General features: G+C 62.9%; 17 protein-coding genes. 6 read left to right on the plus strand and 11 right to left on the minus strand.

The annotated features are described in order from the left end of the window. Positions 1 to 128: 128 nt before the first annotated feature. Entirely contained in the window at positions 129 to 2,174 is a 2,046-nt protein-coding gene (locus ABDB84_RS06665) for an acid phosphatase (protein ID WP_345918915.1), read from the minus strand. 238 nt (positions 2,175 to 2,412) lie between these two features. Here ABDB84_RS06665 and argC point away from each other — a divergent pair, with 238 nt between their 5' ends. The 3 genes from argC to ABDB84_RS06680 are packed head-to-tail and all read left to right on the plus strand — an operon-like array spanning position 2,413 to position 4,612. Then, positions 2,413 to 3,372, plus strand: coding sequence for an N-acetyl-gamma-glutamyl-phosphate reductase (gene argC / locus ABDB84_RS06670; protein WP_345918916.1), 960 nt, complete (start codon positions 2,413 to 2,415; stop codon positions 3,370 to 3,372). 11 nt (positions 3,373 to 3,383) lie between these two features. After that, positions 3,384 to 3,977, plus strand: coding sequence for a phosphoheptose isomerase (locus ABDB84_RS06675; protein ID WP_345918917.1), 594 nt, complete (start codon positions 3,384 to 3,386; stop codon positions 3,975 to 3,977). Further along, the gene (locus ABDB84_RS06680; protein WP_345918918.1) at positions 3,974 to 4,612 is read left to right on the plus strand and encodes a BON domain-containing protein; all 639 of its coding nucleotides are present in this window, start codon (positions 3,974 to 3,976) and stop codon (positions 4,610 to 4,612) included. Before ABDB84_RS06675 ends, ABDB84_RS06680 begins: the two co-directional genes overlap by 4 nt. On the opposite strand, the gene ABDB84_RS06685 is transcribed toward ABDB84_RS06680, so the two are convergent. The 10 genes from ABDB84_RS06685 to ABDB84_RS06730 form a co-directional block, all read right to left on the minus strand. Beyond that, entirely contained in the window at positions 4,613 to 5,524 is a 912-nt protein-coding gene (locus ABDB84_RS06685; protein ID WP_345918919.1) for a sensor histidine kinase, read from the minus strand. Then, positions 5,517 to 6,158 (minus strand): response regulator transcription factor, encoded by a 642-nt coding sequence (locus ABDB84_RS06690; protein WP_345918920.1) that lies wholly within the window; start codon positions 6,156 to 6,158, stop codon positions 5,517 to 5,519. The genes ABDB84_RS06685 and ABDB84_RS06690 overlap by 8 nt, the downstream gene beginning before the upstream one ends. A gap of 139 nt (positions 6,159 to 6,297) precedes the next feature. Next, positions 6,298 to 6,741 carry a nuclear transport factor 2 family protein gene (locus tag ABDB84_RS06695; RefSeq protein WP_345918921.1) on the minus strand — a complete coding sequence of 148 codons (444 nt, stop codon included), beginning with the start codon at positions 6,739 to 6,741 and terminating at the stop codon, positions 6,298 to 6,300. Continuing rightward, complete coding sequence (locus tag ABDB84_RS06700; RefSeq protein ID WP_345918922.1) at positions 6,741 to 7,520, minus strand: SDR family NAD(P)-dependent oxidoreductase; 780 nt, start codon at positions 7,518 to 7,520, stop codon at positions 6,741 to 6,743. Before ABDB84_RS06700 ends, ABDB84_RS06695 begins: the two co-directional genes overlap by 1 nt. A gap of 10 nt (positions 7,521 to 7,530) precedes the next feature. Beyond that, positions 7,531 to 8,046, minus strand: a complete 516-nt coding sequence (locus tag ABDB84_RS06705) for a DUF3833 domain-containing protein (protein ID WP_428715079.1) — start codon at positions 8,044 to 8,046, stop codon at positions 7,531 to 7,533. Positions 8,047 to 8,067: 21 nt separating this feature from the next. Next, positions 8,068 to 9,303, minus strand: a complete 1,236-nt coding sequence (locus ABDB84_RS06710; RefSeq protein ID WP_345918994.1) for an MFS transporter — start codon at positions 9,301 to 9,303, stop codon at positions 8,068 to 8,070. A gap of 5 nt (positions 9,304 to 9,308) precedes the next feature. Then, complete coding sequence (locus ABDB84_RS06715) at positions 9,309 to 9,845, minus strand: chalcone isomerase family protein (RefSeq protein WP_345918924.1); 537 nt, start codon at positions 9,843 to 9,845, stop codon at positions 9,309 to 9,311. Continuing rightward, positions 9,845 to 11,050, minus strand: a complete 1,206-nt coding sequence (locus ABDB84_RS06720) for a class I SAM-dependent methyltransferase (protein ID WP_345918925.1) — start codon at positions 11,048 to 11,050, stop codon at positions 9,845 to 9,847. Before ABDB84_RS06720 ends, ABDB84_RS06715 begins: the two co-directional genes overlap by 1 nt. Further along, complete coding sequence (locus tag ABDB84_RS06725) at positions 11,047 to 11,832, minus strand: DUF1365 domain-containing protein (RefSeq protein ID WP_345918926.1); 786 nt, start codon at positions 11,830 to 11,832, stop codon at positions 11,047 to 11,049. Before ABDB84_RS06725 ends, ABDB84_RS06720 begins: the two co-directional genes overlap by 4 nt. Then, positions 11,825 to 13,177, minus strand: a complete 1,353-nt coding sequence (locus ABDB84_RS06730) for an NAD(P)/FAD-dependent oxidoreductase (protein ID WP_345918927.1) — start codon at positions 13,175 to 13,177, stop codon at positions 11,825 to 11,827. Before ABDB84_RS06730 ends, ABDB84_RS06725 begins: the two co-directional genes overlap by 8 nt. A gap of 174 nt (positions 13,178 to 13,351) precedes the next feature. Here ABDB84_RS06730 and ABDB84_RS06735 point away from each other — a divergent pair, with 174 nt between their 5' ends. From ABDB84_RS06735 to ABDB84_RS06745, 3 genes are all read left to right on the plus strand, one after another. Beyond that, positions 13,352 to 14,281, plus strand: coding sequence for a MerR family transcriptional regulator (locus tag ABDB84_RS06735; protein WP_345918928.1), 930 nt, complete (start codon positions 13,352 to 13,354; stop codon positions 14,279 to 14,281). A 130-nt stretch (positions 14,282 to 14,411) separates the two neighbouring features. Continuing rightward, complete coding sequence (locus tag ABDB84_RS06740) at positions 14,412 to 15,242, plus strand: ferritin family protein (RefSeq protein WP_345918929.1); 831 nt, start codon at positions 14,412 to 14,414, stop codon at positions 15,240 to 15,242. A gap of 189 nt (positions 15,243 to 15,431) precedes the next feature. Beyond that, entirely contained in the window at positions 15,432 to 17,045 is a 1,614-nt protein-coding gene (locus ABDB84_RS06745; protein ID WP_345918930.1) for a methyl-accepting chemotaxis protein, read from the plus strand. Positions 17,046 to 17,056 lie beyond the last annotated feature (11 nt).

Genomic DNA, 17,056 nt, shown 5'->3' on the forward strand with positions numbered 1-17,056 from the left:
CACTGAGCACAATAAGCACATAGCGCTGCTTATTCGTACGAATCAAACACAAACTCACGAAGCGTGCGCTTTAACGTAAAAAACCCGGCCGAAGCCGGGTTGGTGAGTGCCTCATAACGGAGGCAAAATCAAACGCCGTCGATACGGATCGTCAGACCGGAGCTGGTGTAGGTCGTGGTGATCTTGCTGAAGCCTGCAACGCTGATGGTCTTGAATGTGCCGGCCAGATTGGCCGCCGTCAGCACCGTGAGCGTGTCACCCACCGCCGGCGTATAGCCCGAGAAACCGACATTCAGATCGCCACCGGCAATCACTGCGTTACCCGCCACCTTGACGACGCCCTTGCTGGCACCGCTCAGCACCAGCTTGAGCACCCCTGCCGTCTGCGTGTACTTGCCGCCAATCTGCAGCGCGCCAGCCACCGCCGACTCGATGATGCCGCCCTTCATGAACACATCGCCCGTACCGAAAGCACTCGTGCTATCGGCTGCCAGCGTGCCCGCGGCGACGATGGTGCCGCCGCTGTAGGTGTTGGCGCCGGTCAGACGCAGGGTGCCGGTGCCCAGCTTGCTGAGCTTGCCAGCGCCGGAGATGTCGTTACGCCATTTGTCGAGCGCGTTGAAGCCCTTCAGGCTGGCGTCCATGCTCACCGCCACGTCGCCATTGAAGGCGCCATAACCATCGGCCGCGGCATAAAGATTCAGACGCCCCCAACCTTCATCATCGCTCGCCAACGGGTAACCGGAATCGATCTCGGTGGTTTTGAGCACGACACGACGCTGCGCGGCCGTCAGATACGGCAGACGCGTCGCCAGCAGAACCTCTGCGCCCTTCGGCACCACGGCAGCCTTGCCCGAATTGGCGCTGATCTTGCTGAAGCCATAGGTCAGGCGCGTGTTGTAGTAGGTCTTGTTGCTGGCGTAGTCGGCAAAACGATCATAGTCGGCGCTGCTGGTGTCGCTGGTCTTGACCGTGTGCGCGTAGGTGTTGAGCGCCAGCGGATCGCTGCTGCCGGTTTGCGCCATCAGGTAGTTCTGCGCCTGATCGTATGCAGCCTGCATCTTTGCCGCAGTGTAATTGGTCGAGCTGGTGAAGAACGGCGAAGTTGCACTGTAGCTGAGGTTGCTGGCCAGGTTGTAGGCCACCACGGCGGTCGCCTGGATGCGCCCGCCCATCACGTCCAGCGGCGAATGCATGCCGGCGAGGATGCGGTTCTCACCCATTTCCATGGCCCGCGTGATCAGTTCCTGGAAGCGCTGCGGCACGACGTAGGCCATCGCCAGAGTGTCACGCCAGGCTTCGGCGGTGTGGCCCGAAGGGAAACCGCCGTCCGTTGCAGGCGTCGTACTCTTGCCGCCTTCGAGCGCCGGCACAACGCTGACGCTGCTGCTCCAGCGCCAGGGGCGAGCGTATTTGTAGAAGCGCTTGGCCGGCTCAGTCGAACCGCTGTCCAAGCTGCCAATGAAATCGACCGCCAGGCCCAGATTGCTGTTGCTGCCGCTCCCGACGCCAAGATTATTACCGCTGTCGCTGGCGATGGTGCTGCTGGTGGTGGTGACGTTCGGGTCGACATTGGTGATGCTCGTCGTCTGCTGCGCACCGCTGCGCCAAATGCTGGTCAGCGGGCCCAGACCGTCGCTGACGCTGTAACCCTTCTGACGACGATCATCAAGATAGGCGGCCAGCGCCTGCGCCGTGGTGCGGCTGCCCGTGGCGCTGATCACGTAGTTGATATTGGCGCTGTGCACGCTGCTGGAACTGATCGAGCCATCCGGGCTGGTGCCGGGCACGCCCGACCATGCCGATGCGGTCACTGCGGCGCAGCCATTGGTGGTGTCAGCAGAGAGTGTGACGCCTGCATCCACCTTGCGCGTCAGCGGTTCCCAGATGTCGAGGAAGCCCTTGAGCACGCGCGCACCTGCATTGGTCTCCAAGCTGACCAGGCAAGGATTGCTACGCTGATTGGAGTAGCCCGTATCAACGTAGGCGCTCACGCTCGGAACATCCGCCGTCTCAACCGTACCCAGCCCACTCGGCTCGGCAGGCACGACCACGGCCGAACTGGTCGTGTCAGAGCTGGTATCACTGTTTCCGCTACACGCGGCGAGTGCGCAAGCACTCAGACAGGCAAGGGCAAGCAAGCGCATGGCGGGCAAACTCGTGGGGGCTGACATCAGAAACTCCTGGCAATCAAAGTGCAACGGCACCCGCGTGCGCAAGAGGCGCACAGGGCACGAAGGAACGAAAGCCGCGCAGTATCCCCGGCCCGTGTTACAGGAAAGCTGCAGCGCTCAGCTCGTTCTCGTCGCGATCTTGATGATGCTTGTCGATCACTCCCTCAAACGCGACAATATCGGATTGCCGGACAGCCCCAGAGCTGACGCCCCAAACTCTCTGCCAGCAGGTTCATCCATGACATACAAGGTTTTCATTGACGGTCGCCACGGCACCACCGGTCTCAAGATCGACGAGCGGCTCGCTGCGCGTGAGGAGATCGAGATCCTCAGCATCCCCGAAGATCAGCGCAAGGATCCGGCCGTCAAGGCGCGCTACATCAATGAGGCCGATGTGGTGTTCCTGTGCCTGCCCGACGCCGCCTCACGCGAGTCAGTCGCCCTGCTCGAAGCGGGCAACACGCGCACCCGCTTTCTCGACGCCAGCACTGCTCACCGCACCCATCCGGACTGGGTCTATGGCCTGCCGGAGCTCAATGCCGGCCAGCGCGAACGCATCCGCCACTCGCAGCGCGTCGCCGTACCCGGTTGTCATGCCAGCGGCTTCATCATGCTGGTCGCACCGCTGGTCGCGCGTGGCCTGATCCCTGCCGAACTAGCCCTGACGACCTACTCGATCACCGGCTACAGCGGTGGTGGCAAGGAAATGATCGCCAGCTACGAGGAACCCGCGAGCCTGCCGCAAAGTATGCTCAGCCCGCGCTTCTACGCGCTGGGCCTGAGCCACAAGCACCTGCCGGAAATGCAGCACATAACGGGTTTGGCCCACAAACCGCTGTTCACGCCCATCGTCGGCAATTTCGCACAAGGCATGGTGGTTGCCGTTCCGCTGCAAGTGGGCAGCCTGCCGCGCGCCGTCACGCCGGCCGAGCTGCACGCGGCCTACGCCGAGCACTACAGTGGTGAGCACTTCGTCAAACTCATGCCGGCTGACCCGACCAGCGTACTCGACGCCGGCTTCCTGCCGGCAACCACTTGCAATGACACCAATCGCGCCGAGATTTTCGTGTTCGGGCATGCCGAGCAGATTCTCCTTGCAGCACGCTTCGACAATCTCGGCAAGGGTGCCTCCGGCGCAGCCATCCAGTGCATGAACATCATGCTCGGCCTTGACGAAGCACGCGGCCTCGCGGCCTAGGAGCAGCCTCAGTGGATTTGCTCAGTCGCATCGAAAGCCAGTTCGGTGAAAGTGCCCGCCTGCTGCAATCGGCCGCCGAAGTGCTGGCCGGACCGATTGCCGGCGCAGCCGAGATGATGGTGCAGAGCCTGCTTGGTAACGGCAAGATTCTGGTCTGCGGCAATGGCGCCTCGGCCGCTGCCGCGCAGCACTTCGCCGCCAAGATGATGGCGCGCTTCGAACGCGAACGCCCGCAGCTGGCGGTGCTCGCCTTGTCGGCCGATAACGCGGTGCTCACCGCGCTGTCGAATGCCTATTCGTTCCGCCAGGCCTATGCCAAACAGGTAGCCACACTCGGTCAACCCGGTGATGTGCTGCTGGTCATCTCAAGCAGCGGCCGCTCGGACAATGTGCTCGACGCCATCGAGGCCGCGCAAGAGCGCGACATGCATGTCGTGGCGCTGACCGGTCGCCACGGCGGCCGGGTGGCGGAACTTCTGCGCGAAGAAGATGTTCATATCTGCGTACCGCATGAACGTCCCGCACGCATCCAGGAAGTTCATGTGCTAGCCATCCATTGCCTTTGCGATGGCATCGACTGCCTTTTGATGGGAGAAGAAAATTGACTCGCCGCACACTCGCCACCCTCGCACTCACTGCAGCCTGCGTCGCCGGCCTGCCCGCCTGCGTGCCACTGATCGCGACCGGCGTGGGCACTGGCGTGGCTTCAACGCTGGACCGCCGAACCTATGGCACGCAGCTCATGGATCAGGAGATCGAGATCCGTGTCATGCGCGGCATCAATGCCCGCTTTGACAACCAGGTCGACATCTCCACCACCGCCTATAACGGCTGGGTCGTGCTGAGCGGACAAGCCTCTTCCGAAGCCTTCCGTGCCGAGGCCGAGAAAATCGCCCTCGACACGCCCAATGTGCGCAAGGTCTTCAACGAGGTCACCGTGGGCTGGCCCGCTTCATTCTCAAGCGGCGCCAATGACCGGCTGATCACCTCGAAGATCAAGACCCGCCTTTTCGATCCCGAGCTCAGCGGTATTTCCGGACATCACGTGAAGATCGTTACCGAAGCGGGCACGGTCTTCATGCTGGGCATGCTCACCGAGGCGGAATCGCGTATTGCCATCGACATTGCGCGTACCACCACCGGCGTGCAGAAGGTGGTCAATCTGTTTGAAATCATCTCCGAAGAAGATGCGCGCCGCCTGACTCAGCCGCCCACATCAAATCCTTCTTCCGTGCGCTGATCAGCGCGATGAGTAGTAGATGGGCAGGGTGATCGTGTAGATGCTGCCCTGCCCGGCCCGCGAGCGGTGACTCAGACTGCCGCCGAGGCCGGACACAATACGCTGTGCCAGAATCAGGCCCAGCGCACGATCAGGCAAGCGCTGGCCGTAACGCGAAAACGGCTCCAACACACCCGCCAGCAAGTCTGGTGCAACGCCGCCGCTGCTGTCGCGCACTTCAAGCAGAACATTGTCACCACGCCGGCGACAACCGAGCAGCACACCTCCCTCGGTACTGGTGCGGATGGCATGCATCACCAGACGCTCGACTGCGCGGGCCAGCTGCGGCTCATCGGCCCAAACGCGCAGACGCGTACCGACATGGCGCAGATGCAGCCCCTTTTCATGCGCACTGGGCAAACACATAGCCACCGTGCTTGCGAGGATTGCAGACAAGGACACCACCTTGTAATCCATCGGAATACGGCCGGATTCAAGCTTGGCAATAGCCATCACTTCCTCGAACTGCAGCGACAAGGTTTCTGCCGCCACCTCCAGACCGTTGACCAGCTGACGCGAGTTGTCCGCCAGACTATGCGTCGCAAGCGTCGCCGCGTAGAGCGCAATGGCTTGCAGAGGCTGGCGCAGGTCGTGCCCCGCCACCGACAGAAAAGCCAGTGCGTCCATCCCTGCGTCTGGCGGCCTGACGGCGGCCAATGAAGGTATCGTCACCCGCTCTTGCTCGGCATGCGGAGGAATTTTCTCGCGCGCAGGCAGCAGGCTTGCCCATGCCAGACAGGCGCAGAGCGCCAGGAACCACAGGCAGGCCAACCAGGTTTGCGATGACATCAGGATGCCCAGCGCGCATAACAAAACGGCGAGTGCCGCAATGCGCTGCCAGCCGGGCCCGTGATCCGAGCGCGCCTCAGGCATCTTCGGAAGGCATCGACAGATTCAGGGACTGCCCGACCAGGATGGCCTGCGAGCGGGTGTTCACGCCGAGAACCTGGTAGACCGATGTCAGATGCATCTTGACCGTGCGTTCGGAAAGATCGAGTTTGATGGCGATCTCCTTGTTGGAGAGTCCCTCCATCAAACAACACAGCACACGCTCCTGCTTGGGACTGAGCTTGAGCTGAACGCGCGGCTCACCCGGCACGCGGACCTGGGCTTCATCAAAGAAACGCCGTCCGGCCAGCAAGGAACGCACACCATCGACCAGCGCGGCAGGATTGAGCGATTTGCTGAGGAAGCCATCGACATCGGCTTCGCGGGCGAGCTGGCGGTAAATCGGTGCGTCCTGGCCGGAAAATACCGCGACCGGCACGCCGGGCGCCTCGCGCCGCAGGACGCCAAGCAGACGCAAGCCATCACTGTCAGGTAATTTGAGATCGAGCAGGATCAGATTGAAGCGCGTACCGCTGCGCAGCGCCGACAGGGCGTCCTGCGCGGACGAGGCGCAGATGATGCGACCGCCGCCCAACAGCGATTCGAGCATGGAAGAGAGGGCATGCTGGAGAAGCGTATGGTCGTCGACCAGCAGAATGTTGCGGACGAAAGGGTTCATGTTCCGGGGGAATTAATCGCCAATCCAGCATCTCACGTGGGTTCACGGCAAGCTGCGCAAGCGGCGTCAGATTGATCTTGTACGCTTGCGCAGAACGGGAGATTACTCCAAACAAAAGAAGTTTGGACAGTCCAGATGCTTAAGAAGCCGACAGACGTCTCACCAGAAAGCGAAATATTCCACCGACGATGGGCAGATGCACATATAACTGACTGCTGGCATCCCAATAATCGCGGTGCTCGATAACCAGGCCTTCGGCGTTGAAAATCAGCCGGCTAAGCCCGTCAATCGACATTTCGCGCCCGCCGCTGCGAAATAGAAAATGCCAGCCAAGCACCACATTGGTGCCGGAAATAAAACGCTCGTTCACAACAAAGCGCGGCGCTTCGACCTGAATAAACATGTGGCGGAAAATATTGCCAATCGCCGCAATGCCACGCACATCATTAAAAGGATCGACAAAACGGGCGCCCTCCGCATAAAAGCGTGCGAGCTCGTCCAGATTGTCTGGCGCAATACGCTGATACCAGTCAATCAGCGCTTGCAGTTGCTGCGTGACGTTTTCCTCGCTTGACGCACTCATCAGGCCACCTTGCCAACAATCCTGAAATAAAGCCCGCGTGGCAGGCATTGCAGGCATTTCAAAAACCACGAAAAACGGCGCGGGAAATGAATCTCGAAGCGCCCAGCCGCCATGCCCTGGACAATACGTCCGGCCGCCGCCTCGGCACTCATCAGCGCGGGCATCGCAAAATCATTTTGCGCGGTCAGTGGTGTCGCGACAAAACCGGGATTGACGATACTCACGCCGATTCCCTTAGCCGCCAGATCAAGATAAAGACTCTCAGCCAGATTGATCAAGGCCGCCTTGCTCGGCCCGTAACACAGAGCGCGCGGCAAGCCACCATAACCGGCGACACTGGCCACGATCAGCAAATGCCCGCTGCCGCGCGCGAGAAATTCCGGCAGGCAGGCCGCCAGCCCACTGTAGACACCCATCAGATTGGTTTCAAAAGTCGCCCGCACCTGCGCCAGCGCGGCCGGCCGCGATAATTCCCAAGCGCGCATCGGCGTATAGGTCCCGGCATTGAGAATCAGCACATCAATGCCGCCAAAGGCTGCACGCGCCGCGGCCGAGGCTGCTGCCCATTGCTCGGCCACGCTCACATCGAACGCGACCGCCACACTGCCCGGCACGCTGTCGGCGAACGCCTGCAAACGCGGCGCATTGCGCGCCGAGAGGATCAGGCGTGCGCCGCGCTGCGCCAATTGCTGGGCCAGGGCCGCACCGATGCCGGTCGAGGCGCCGACCAACCAGACGCGTCGTCCGGACCAGTCACGAATAGGCGGATTGAGACTCATCGCGGGGCGCTCAGGGTTTGCTGAATGACAGGGTGACTTCGCCGAGGCGAACGCCGAACTTGCTCATCACCGAGCGGTTGAGCATGATTTTGTCATCCATGAGATACATCCAGTCATCGAAATCCACGTTATAGACCTTGCCATCCACCGGCAAGGCCATCACGTAGCGCCAGCGCAGCGCATTGCCGGAGAGTTCGCCGCGTGCCTCGCCCACCACATCGGCCGCAGTGCCGATGTAATTGCCGTCCGGCTGGCGAACCAGGGTCCAGATGCGCTGCTGGGTACTGCCATCGCTGTAGCTGAAGCGTTCGTCCAGCGTGCCCTTGTCCCCCTGCCAGCGCGCATCGATGACGACATGGAAGCGCTTGATGACCTTGCCCGAGCGATCCTGGAACATGCCCCATGCATCGATCTTGCCATTGAAATACTGGCGCAGATCAAGTGCCGGCTTCTCGTCACGGTAAGCCGTCACATCAAGTCCGGCACAACTGGCCAGACACAGTACCGAGCAGACTGCTGCACACATTTTCTTGAGTAGCGAGCTCATTCATGCCTCCGCGATGAGATGCTGGTCGCGCCACAGCAAGGCAGCGGCGCACAGCTTGAGAACTGCCGGCACGCCGGCGTAGATCAGTGACAAGGCGTGCAACCCCTCGGGCGAGCGCGTGCCGACCTCGTAGTGCAGCACTTGCAACAAAGGCAAGGCCAGCCCGGCAGCGAGCGCCAGATTGAGCTTGGCAACGAAATTCCACCAGCCGAAGCAGGCTGCCGCGCCTTGCTGACGGCGCGCAATGAAATCGGCGAGCACCGAAGGTGGCAAGGCCAGGTCCGCGCCCAGCGCCAGACCCGAGGCCGCGCAGATCACGGCAAAGGCAATGCTGTCGCCCGCGCCGAGCAAGCCGGCCCAGGCAAACACCAGCACGGCCAGGCACATTGCTGCGCACCAGGCGGGCAATTTGCCGAAGCGCCGCGCTGCCCACAGCCACAGCGGCATACCGGCGCCGGCGCTGAGGAAATAGATCGCCAGAAAGACCCCGGCCTGCGCAGCGGCGCCCAGCACATCGCTGACGAAGAACAGCACCAGCGAGGCCGGAATCGCCGCCGCAATGCCGCTCAAGGCAAACACCGCGAGCAGGCGACGGAACGCCGGCTGGCGCAGCGGCGCCAGCAGATCGATGCCGAGCCGCACAGTCGGCACACTGCGCTGCGGCGCGGGCGTGCCGAGCAAGGCCACGGCGGCCGTCAACACCAGTAGGCAGGCGAACAGCAGAGCCAGATCAGCCATGCCGGTACGCAAATCTGCCGACAGCAAACGCGGTGCCAGCGAGGCCAGCACCACGCCCGCCAGACCGAAGCTCTCGCGCACGGCGGTGATGCGCGTGCGCTCGTGCGGATCAGCGGAGAGCTCCGCGCCCCAGGCCTGGTAATTGACCATCGCCAGCGAGTAACCGAGATAGACGATGCACAGCATGCTCACCAGCCACAGCATGCCGGGCTGCTGCGGCAAGGGCCGCAGCAAGCCCCACAGGCCGCACACCAGCAGCGGCACGGCGAGCAGCAAGGAGAGCTTGCGCTGCGGCCAGCGGTCACCGAGCACGCCGATCAGCGGATCGATCAAGGCATCCCATAAACGCGCGATCAGCAGGATGCTGCCCAGCTGCGCCAGCGGCATGCCATAGGCAAGGCTGTAGAGCTGCGGCACATGCACGTAGATCGGCAGCGCAACAAAGGCCAGCGGCACCGCCAGCAGCGCATAGGCAAGCAAGGCCGGCATGCGCAGCATGGCACTCACCGGTTGTCGCCGAGCAGGCGCTGCCGCAGCTCCGGCGCACGCGTGCGCGGGTCAAACCAGATCTCAAAGAAGCTGCGCGCCAGGTTCTGGTCGACAATCTCGCCGCGCAGCTTGCCCTCGTGATAGAAGCTCGCGCCGCGTCCCGGCATGTACACGCCGGTGATGGTCTCGCCACTCTTGACGTCGGGGAACACCCGCGCCAGCTGTACCCGCCAGCTGGCCAGCAGGGCTGGATCACGGGTGCCGAGACGCTCGATCTCGTCGATGCTGGTCGTCACCAGGCGATCACCGGAGAGATCCCGCGCATAAGTCAGCTGCAGGGCAAAGGGCTGGCTCATGTCGAAACGCGGGCCGCTGAGCCACAGCTCGGCGCTGTAGATCGCGAAGCCGAACCAGCGCATCTCGCCCTGCCCCTGCAGGCGCCAGTTGCCGACCTGCGCACGCAGGGCGCCGGGCAGCTCCTGCGCCGCGTACAAGGCGGGCGCCAGCAGCAACGCCAGACCGAGCAGCAGGGACGCCCAGCGCGCGCGCATCACTCGCGGACCAGGGTGAAGTGATGCACGTCGGTCGAGCCGGAGCGGAAGCCGGCCTCGCAATACGCGAGGTAGAACTGCCACATGCGGATGAAGCGCTCATCGAAACCTTGCGCCAGAACCTCGTCGCGTCGCGCATTGAAGCGACGCATCCAGTCGGCGAGCGTGCGCGCGTAGTCGAGCCCGAAGGCGCTCGACTGCACGATGCGCAGCCCGGCTGCAGTCGCCTCGCGCTGCAGGACCTGGGGCGAAAAGAGCATGCCGCCGGGGAAGATGTAGCGCTGGATGAAGTCCACATCGCGCCGGTAATGCGCGAACAGTTCGTTGGCGATGCTGATGCCCTGGATCACGATGCGCCCGGTCGGCGCCACGCAGGCTTGCAGCTTGCGGAAGTAGCTGGGCCAGAATTTCTCGCCGACCGCCTCGATCATCTCGATCGACACCACATGATCGAACTGACCGGCAAGATCGCGATAGTCGCGCAGCTCGAACACCGCCTGCTGCGCAAAGCCCTTGTCTTCGGCGCGCTGCCTGGCCCAGGCCAGCTGCGAGGGCGACAGGGTAATGCCATGCACATGGCAGCCAAACTCCAGGCAGGCCAGCTCGGCAAAGCCGCCCCAGCCGCAACCGACTTCGAGAATGCGCTGACCCGGCTGCGCGTCGAGGCTGCGCAGGATGCGCCGGTACTTTTCGCGCTGCGCTTCGGCCAGATCCGTCTCCGGCGTGTTGTAGCAGGCGCTCGAATAGGTCATCGTCTCGTCGAGCCACAGCGCGTAAAAATCATTGCCCAGATCGTAATGCGCTTCGATATTGCGCTTGGAGCCCGCCCGCGTATTGGCGCGCAGCGCATGCCAGAAGCGGTGGAAGATCAGGCGCAGCGCATCGCCATGAATGGCCCGCGTCAGCGCCGCGCGGTTGTTGCCCATCAGAGTCAGCAGATCCGCCAGGTGGTCGCTGTCCCACTCGCCATCCATCCAGGATTCGGCAAAACCGATCGAGCCCTTGCTGATGATGCGATCGAACATCGCCCAGTCATGCACCTGCAGATTCGCCGCCAGATGCGCGTCACCACAGAGCACGGCATTGCCGTCAGGCAGCTGGATATTCACCGAGCCGCCGCGCAGCGCATCGAGCATGTGCAAGACGAGCTCGGCACCACGGGGCAGTTTTTGCGACAAGGTCAAAGCTTGCTGGCGGGGATTCATTCGACTTGCTCCGCGGGTTTGAGATGCGCGCCCAGGAATGGAACGCGCTTGAGCAGCAGGCGCAAGGCCTGCCAGTGAATGCGTGCGATGACGCCAAAGGTGAGCATCGGGCAGCGCAACCAGGCAGCGAACAGGCTGCGCGCACTCAGTGGAATGCGCTGGCCGCCCATGCGCGTGCTGAGCATGCGCACGCCATTGTCGTAGTAGTCGATGGCGACAAAATCGTGCTGCACGCGCGACTGAAAGCGGAACACATACTCGCCACGCACCGGAAAGAAAGGCGAGACATGCAGCAGCTTGCGCGCCTGCAGCACATCATCGGCCTGGATGACAGCGCCATCGGGGTGGGCAACCAGATAGTTATGATGCCCGCCAAAGGTGTTGCTGACTTCGGCCAGCACGGCGCGCAACTGCCCTGCGCGGTCATGGCAGAACCAGAAACTGACCGGATTGAAAACGTAGCCGAACAAGCGCGGCAAGGTCTGCAGCACCACTTCGCCATCGCAGATTTCGGCCAGGCCCTGGCTGCGCAGCTGCTCGCGGATCCACGGCAGCAGGGGCGAGCCGTCGCGGGCGCCGTGATCGCGCTCGTAAAAGGAGAACAGACCGCGCCGGTTGATGCCCAGCCCCGCTACCTGCAAGCTATTCAGCTGCGAGAGCGGCAGGCGCAAGGTGAAGATGCGATAGGCAAAGCGATTGCGCGCCGGCGCATGGCGCTCGTGCATGACCGAACCGAAACTGATCGCGGCGGCGCAATGCTTCATGTGGCCCGGCTCATCCATTGTTCACTTCGTCGAGCACCGCCAGCGGCCGCGCCCGCCAGGGCGCCACGACGCCGAGCTGGGCGGCGACCTCGACGGCCGATTTGAGGCCATCCTCGTGAAAGCCATAGCCACTCCAGGCGCCGCAGAACCAGCTGCGATTGCGTCCCTGCAGCATCGGCAGATGGGCTTGGGCGTCAATTGCCGCCTGGTCGAAAACCGGGTGTTCGTAGTCAAAGCTCTGGATCAGTTTGTCCTCGGCCGGCGCATCGAAGGGGTTGAGCGAGACGATCACCGGCGACTTGAAAGGCACCGGCTGCAGACGATTGATCAGGTAGGAAACGCTGACCGCACGCTCATCGGCCCGCCCGGCGCCAGCGCGGTAATTCCACGCGGCCCACACCTTCTGGCGTCGCGGCAGCAAGGCGGTATCGGTGTGCAGCAAGGCGCGGTTGTGCTGATAGCGCACGGCACCCAGCAAGCTGCGCTCAAGCGCCGTCGCCTGCGCGCCGAGAATGCGCAAAGCCTGGTCGCTGTGACAGGCAAACACCACCGCATCGAAATGTTCGCGCCCCTGGCGGCTGATGATCGTCACCCCGGCCGCGTCGCGTTCGACTGCCAGCACCGGGGACGCCAGATGCAATGCAGCGCCGCGCTGCGCCAGAGCGGCGACCAGGCGCTTGATGTATTCGCGTGAGCCGCCCGCCACGGTCTTCCACTGCGGGCGATCGAGGATCTGCAGCAAGCCGTGGTTGTGACAGAAGGCCAGGAAAGTGGCCAGCGGATAGGCCAGCATCTGCCGCGTCGGGCAGGACCAGATCGCGGCCGCCATCGGCACCAGGTACCAGTAGCGGAAAGCTTCGCTATAGCCATGCAGATCGAGGTATTCGCCCAGCGACATGTCCGGCGCAGCGTGTTCGCGCGCCAGGCGCGTGGTGTCGCGATTGAAGCGGCGGATGTCGGCGAGCATGCGCCAGAAGTCCGGCCGCGCCAGATTGCTCCGCTGCGCAAACAGCGAGCCCAGATCGGTGCCCGCCCATTCGATGGCCGGCTCGGCGAGGCTCACCGAGAAGCTCATTTCACTGTCGGCGACGGGCACGTCCAGGGCGGCAAACAGTCCACAAAGATTCGGATAAGTGCGGCGGTTGAAAACCAGAAAGCCGGTATCGACCGCATGGCTGACACCGTCCACGCACACATCCACCGTATTGGCGTGGCCGCCGGCATAAGCGGCCGCCTCGAACACTGTGACCCGATGGCGCTGCGAGAGCAGCCAGGCGGCGCCCAGACCGGCGATGCCACCACCGATCACGGCAACACGCATGCCAGCTGAATCAGCGCGTGAAGGAGGCGTTTCTGCTTTCATGCTCACTCCAATCAAAGGGATGACCGCCAATCGCCAGTCATACAGACTACACGCAGACGCTTACTCAAGTGTAATAATCTTCGCCGCGGCGCCAAATTTGTCCTAGACAAATCCAGGCCGTGGCTTACACTAGCAACTGATTTGTTCTGCGTCAATAACTTTGTCTTGGACAAAATGAGCGAAGCTGCAGCACCCTCCCCCGCCACCCCGGCCTCGGCCCTGTTCAGCATTGCCGTCGTCGAGCGCGACACCGGCATCGGCAAGGACACGCTGCGCGTATGGGAGCGCCGCTACGGATTTCCGCAACCGCTGCGCGACGAGCATGGAGAGCGGCTCTACCCGGCCGAGCAGGTCGAGCGCCTGCGACGGATTCGCCGCCTGATGGACCTGGGTATGCGCCCGGGCAAGATCTTCGCCGCCAGCGACAGCGAGCTCGACAGCCTGCTGCAGGCCAGCGACAGCGCTGGCGCAGCGACGGAAGCCGGCCACGAACTCCTTGATCTGGTCCGCCTGGCACACAGCGAGGCATTGCGCGTCAGCCTGCAGCAGCGCCTGATGAAGCAAGGTCTTGAACGCTTTGTCACCGATACCCTCGCGCCACTGAACGTCGCGGTCGGCAATGCCTGGATGCGCGGCAGCATCGAAGTGGCGGACGAGCATCTCTACACCGAACACGTGCAGAACCTGCTGCGCGCCGCCATCGCCCAGCGCACAGCGGTCGAAGGCGCACCGCGCATCCTGCTCACCACCTTGCCGGAGGAACCGCACGGCCTCGGTTTGCTGATGGCCGAAGCCCTGCTGGTCTCCGAAGGTGCGCAATGCGTATCGCTGGGCACCCGCACGCCCTTGGCCGACATCCTCAGCGCCGTCGACAGCGGGCAATTCGATGTGCTGGCGCTCTCGTTTTCAGCCGCCTTCCCGCAGCGCCTGGCCAGCAGCGGCCTGCAGCAGCTCTCGGCCAGCCTGCCCGAGCACGTTGAAATCTGGGCCGGCGGCCGCGGTCTGGGCCCGCGCATGCCGGCTTTCCCGCGCGTGCGAATCCTTGGCGAGATCGCCAGCGTGCTGCAGGTGCTGGCCGACTGGCGCAGCCGTCAGGCGCACTGACGCAGGCCGATGCGCGTCGCCCTCTTGCAGCAGGTACAATGGCCGATTCAGGTGTGCCGCCTTAAAAAAGCTGTCACAAAGCAGCGCAAGGCCCACAGTAGAATCAGTGCCCCACACAGAGACCACCACAATGCTTTATCCGGAACTGTTCAAATCCCTAGAATCTGCTCGCTGGAACATGGCCGAAGATGTGCCCTGGGACAGTTTCCAGCCCGAACTGCTCAGTGAAGAGCAGGCGATCACCATCAAGATGAACGCGATCACCGAGTGGTCGGCCCTGCCCGCCACCGAGATGTTCCTGCGCGACAACCGTCATGACTCCGATTTCTCGGCCTTCATGTCGGTCTGGTTCTACGAGGAACAAAAGCACTCCCTGGTGCTGATGGAGTATCTGCGCCGCTTCCGCCCCGACCTCGTGCCGACGGAAGAAGAATTGCACGCCGTGCGCTTCGAGTTCGAACCGGCACCGCCGCTGGAGACCCTGATGCTGCACTTCTGCGGTGAAGTGCGCCTGACCCAGTGGTACCGCCGTGCCTCTGACTGGCACACCGAACCGGTGATCAAGAAGATCTACGACCATCTCTCGCGCGACGAAGCCCGCCACGGCGGCGCCTACCTCAAGTACATGAAGCAGGCCATCGACCGTGCAGGCAACACCGCCCGCACCGCCTTCGCCAAGGTCGGCGTGCTGATGGCATCGAGCTCGCGCTCGTCCAAGCCGCTGCACCCGACCAATCTGCATGTGAACAAAGCGCTGTTCCCCAACGACACCGTGCAATCGCGCATGCCCAACCCCGAGTGGCTGGAGCACTGGCTGGACAATCAGATCCAGTTCGGCAAGGAACACGAGGCACGCGTGGTCGGCGGCATCCTGCGCAATCTCTCCAGCCTGTTCGGTCAGACTTTCGAGACGGTCGGCGAGCTCAACCGCTTCCGCAAGCAGATTCCTGCCAGCGCCTGACGCAGCAGGCAGAACTTCTTTTCGCAGAAGTTCAGCGCATTTCACGGCAAAAACAAACAAGCCGGGCCCACAAAGCCCGGCTTGTTTGTTTTTTGCGCAAGCATCCTCAAGGTAAACGATTTTTGCGTCGTGAATACTTACTCAAGGGTTGACAAAGAATCGGCCGCCCCACTTTCCCCTGGAGTAAACATGAAGCTCTCTACCCGACTTGCCCTGATCGTGGGATCCAGCATGGCTGGCCTCATCCTGATCAGCTGTGTGGCCCTGGTCGGCATCCGTTCGACGATGATGGCCGAACGCGAAAACCAGATTGCAACCTTGCTTGATCTCGCCAAAGGCGAGCTCAACTATCTGTACGAACAGGAACAAGCCGGCAAACTCAGCCGCGCCGAAGCACAGGAAAAGGCCGCCGAAGCGCTTGGCCACTTCAGGCACGGCAACAACTACATCCTCGCCCGCAACGATGAAGATGTGCTGGTCATCCATCCCGACAAAGCCCGCATGGGCAAGCTGGACAAGGGCACGCTGACGCCTGCGGGCAAGTACCCAGCCGATCTTTACCGCGAAGGCCTGGCCAAGAATGACCCGGCCTTTGTCACCATCCAGGCCGCCAAACCTGGTGGCGACAAGAAAGTCCTGTTCGACAAACTCAATGGCGTATCGCGCTTCAGCCCCTGGTCCTGGACCGTCGGCACGGGTTTCTTTGTCGATGACATCGATGCGGCCTTCCGTCGCTATGCACTCACCCTGATCGTCGCCGGTCTGGTCATCCTTGCCCTGACAGCCACGCTGGCCGTGGTGTTCTCCAAGCGTATCTACGCCCAGCTCGGCGGCGAGCCCGAAGTCGCCATGCGCGCCGCAGGCGCCATCGCCGCCGGCGATCTGTCCCAGCATTTGCCGGACGCCAAGAGTGGCAGCCTGATGGCCGCGCTCAAGCATATGCAGCAGAGCCTGACGCAAATGATCGGCAGCATCCAGCGCAGTTCTTCGGCACTCGACCAAGCCTCCAGCACGATTGCGCAGACCATGGGCGAGATCCGCCACGCCTCGGCGCAATCGTCTGAAGCCACGTCCTCGACGGCGGCAGCCATTGAGGAGATGACCGTCAGCGTCGGCCAGATCGCCGACAGCGCACGCGAGACGCAGCAGAATTCCGGCCGCGCCACCGAACTGGCGAAGACCGGCGAGCAGCGCGTGATGGCGGCCTCGCAAGCGATTCACGCGGTCTCCGCCCAGGTCGATGAAGCCTCTGGTCGCATCGGCGAACTGGCTGATCGTTCCCGCCAGATCGACGGCATCGCCAGCACCATCAAGGAAATCGCCGAGCAGACCAATCTGCTGGCGCTCAATGCCGCCATCGAAGCGGCGCGTGCCGGCGAGCAAGGCCGCGGCTTTGCGGTGGTGGCGGACGAAGTGCGCAAACTTGCCGAACGCACGACCAAGGCCACGCAGGAAATCGCCGTCACCATTTCGGCCATCCAGACCGATACCGACATGGTGGTCACCAGCATGCAGGCGGTCAAACCGCAGGTGGAAAAGGGCGTCAATCTCGCCGGCGAAGCGGCCGATGCGCTGCGCAGCATTCTCGAAGGCACTTACGAGACGCTGGAGAAAATCAGTGAAGTGGCCCACGCCACCTCGGAGCAAACCGCCGCCAGCAACAGCATTGCCGGCAATATCGAACGCATTGCACGCATGGTCGAAGACTCCGACCAGGCCGTGCATAACGCCGATGGTGCGGCCCGCTCGCTGAGCAGCCTGGCCTCCGAGCTCAACAGCACGGTGTCACGCTTCCGCGTCTGAGCCGGCGCGGG

Origin of the sequence: Uliginosibacterium sediminicola, from assembly GCF_039631295.1 — a bacterium.
Classification (GTDB): Bacteria; Pseudomonadota; Gammaproteobacteria; order Burkholderiales; family Rhodocyclaceae; genus Viridibacterium; species Viridibacterium sediminicola.

Bases quoted from the DNA above. Each gene is read 5' to 3' on its own strand.
- ABDB84_RS06665 (WP_345918915.1), bottom strand. From the start codon at position 2,174: ATGTCAGCCCCCACGAGTTTGCCCGCCATGCGCTTGCTTGCCCTTGCC.
- argC (WP_345918916.1), top strand. From the start codon at position 2,413: ATGACATACAAGGTTTTCATTGACGGTCGCCACGGCACCACCGGTCTC.
- ABDB84_RS06685 (WP_345918919.1), bottom strand. From the start codon at position 5,524: ATGCCTGAGGCGCGCTCGGATCACGGGCCCGGCTGGCAGCGCATTGCG.
- ABDB84_RS06690 (WP_345918920.1), bottom strand. From the start codon at position 6,158: ATGAACCCTTTCGTCCGCAACATTCTGCTGGTCGACGACCATACGCTT.
- ABDB84_RS06695 (WP_345918921.1), bottom strand. From the start codon at position 6,741: ATGAGTGCGTCAAGCGAGGAAAACGTCACGCAGCAACTGCAAGCGCTG.
- ABDB84_RS06700 (WP_345918922.1), bottom strand. From the start codon at position 7,520: ATGAGTCTCAATCCGCCTATTCGTGACTGGTCCGGACGACGCGTCTGG.
- ABDB84_RS06705 (WP_428715079.1), bottom strand. From the start codon at position 8,046: ATGTGTGCAGCAGTCTGCTCGGTACTGTGTCTGGCCAGTTGTGCCGGA.
- ABDB84_RS06710 (WP_345918994.1), bottom strand. From the start codon at position 9,303: ATGCTGCGCATGCCGGCCTTGCTTGCCTATGCGCTGCTGGCGGTGCCG.
- ABDB84_RS06715 (WP_345918924.1), bottom strand. From the start codon at position 9,845: ATGCGCGCGCGCTGGGCGTCCCTGCTGCTCGGTCTGGCGTTGCTGCTG.
- ABDB84_RS06720 (WP_345918925.1), bottom strand. From the start codon at position 11,050: ATGAATCCCCGCCAGCAAGCTTTGACCTTGTCGCAAAAACTGCCCCGT.
- ABDB84_RS06725 (WP_345918926.1), bottom strand. From the start codon at position 11,832: ATGGATGAGCCGGGCCACATGAAGCATTGCGCCGCCGCGATCAGTTTC.
- ABDB84_RS06730 (WP_345918927.1), bottom strand. From the start codon at position 13,177: ATGAAAGCAGAAACGCCTCCTTCACGCGCTGATTCAGCTGGCATGCGT.
- ABDB84_RS06735 (WP_345918928.1), top strand. From the start codon at position 13,352: ATGAGCGAAGCTGCAGCACCCTCCCCCGCCACCCCGGCCTCGGCCCTG.
- ABDB84_RS06740 (WP_345918929.1), top strand. From the start codon at position 14,412: ATGCTTTATCCGGAACTGTTCAAATCCCTAGAATCTGCTCGCTGGAAC.
- ABDB84_RS06745 (WP_345918930.1), top strand. From the start codon at position 15,432: ATGAAGCTCTCTACCCGACTTGCCCTGATCGTGGGATCCAGCATGGCT.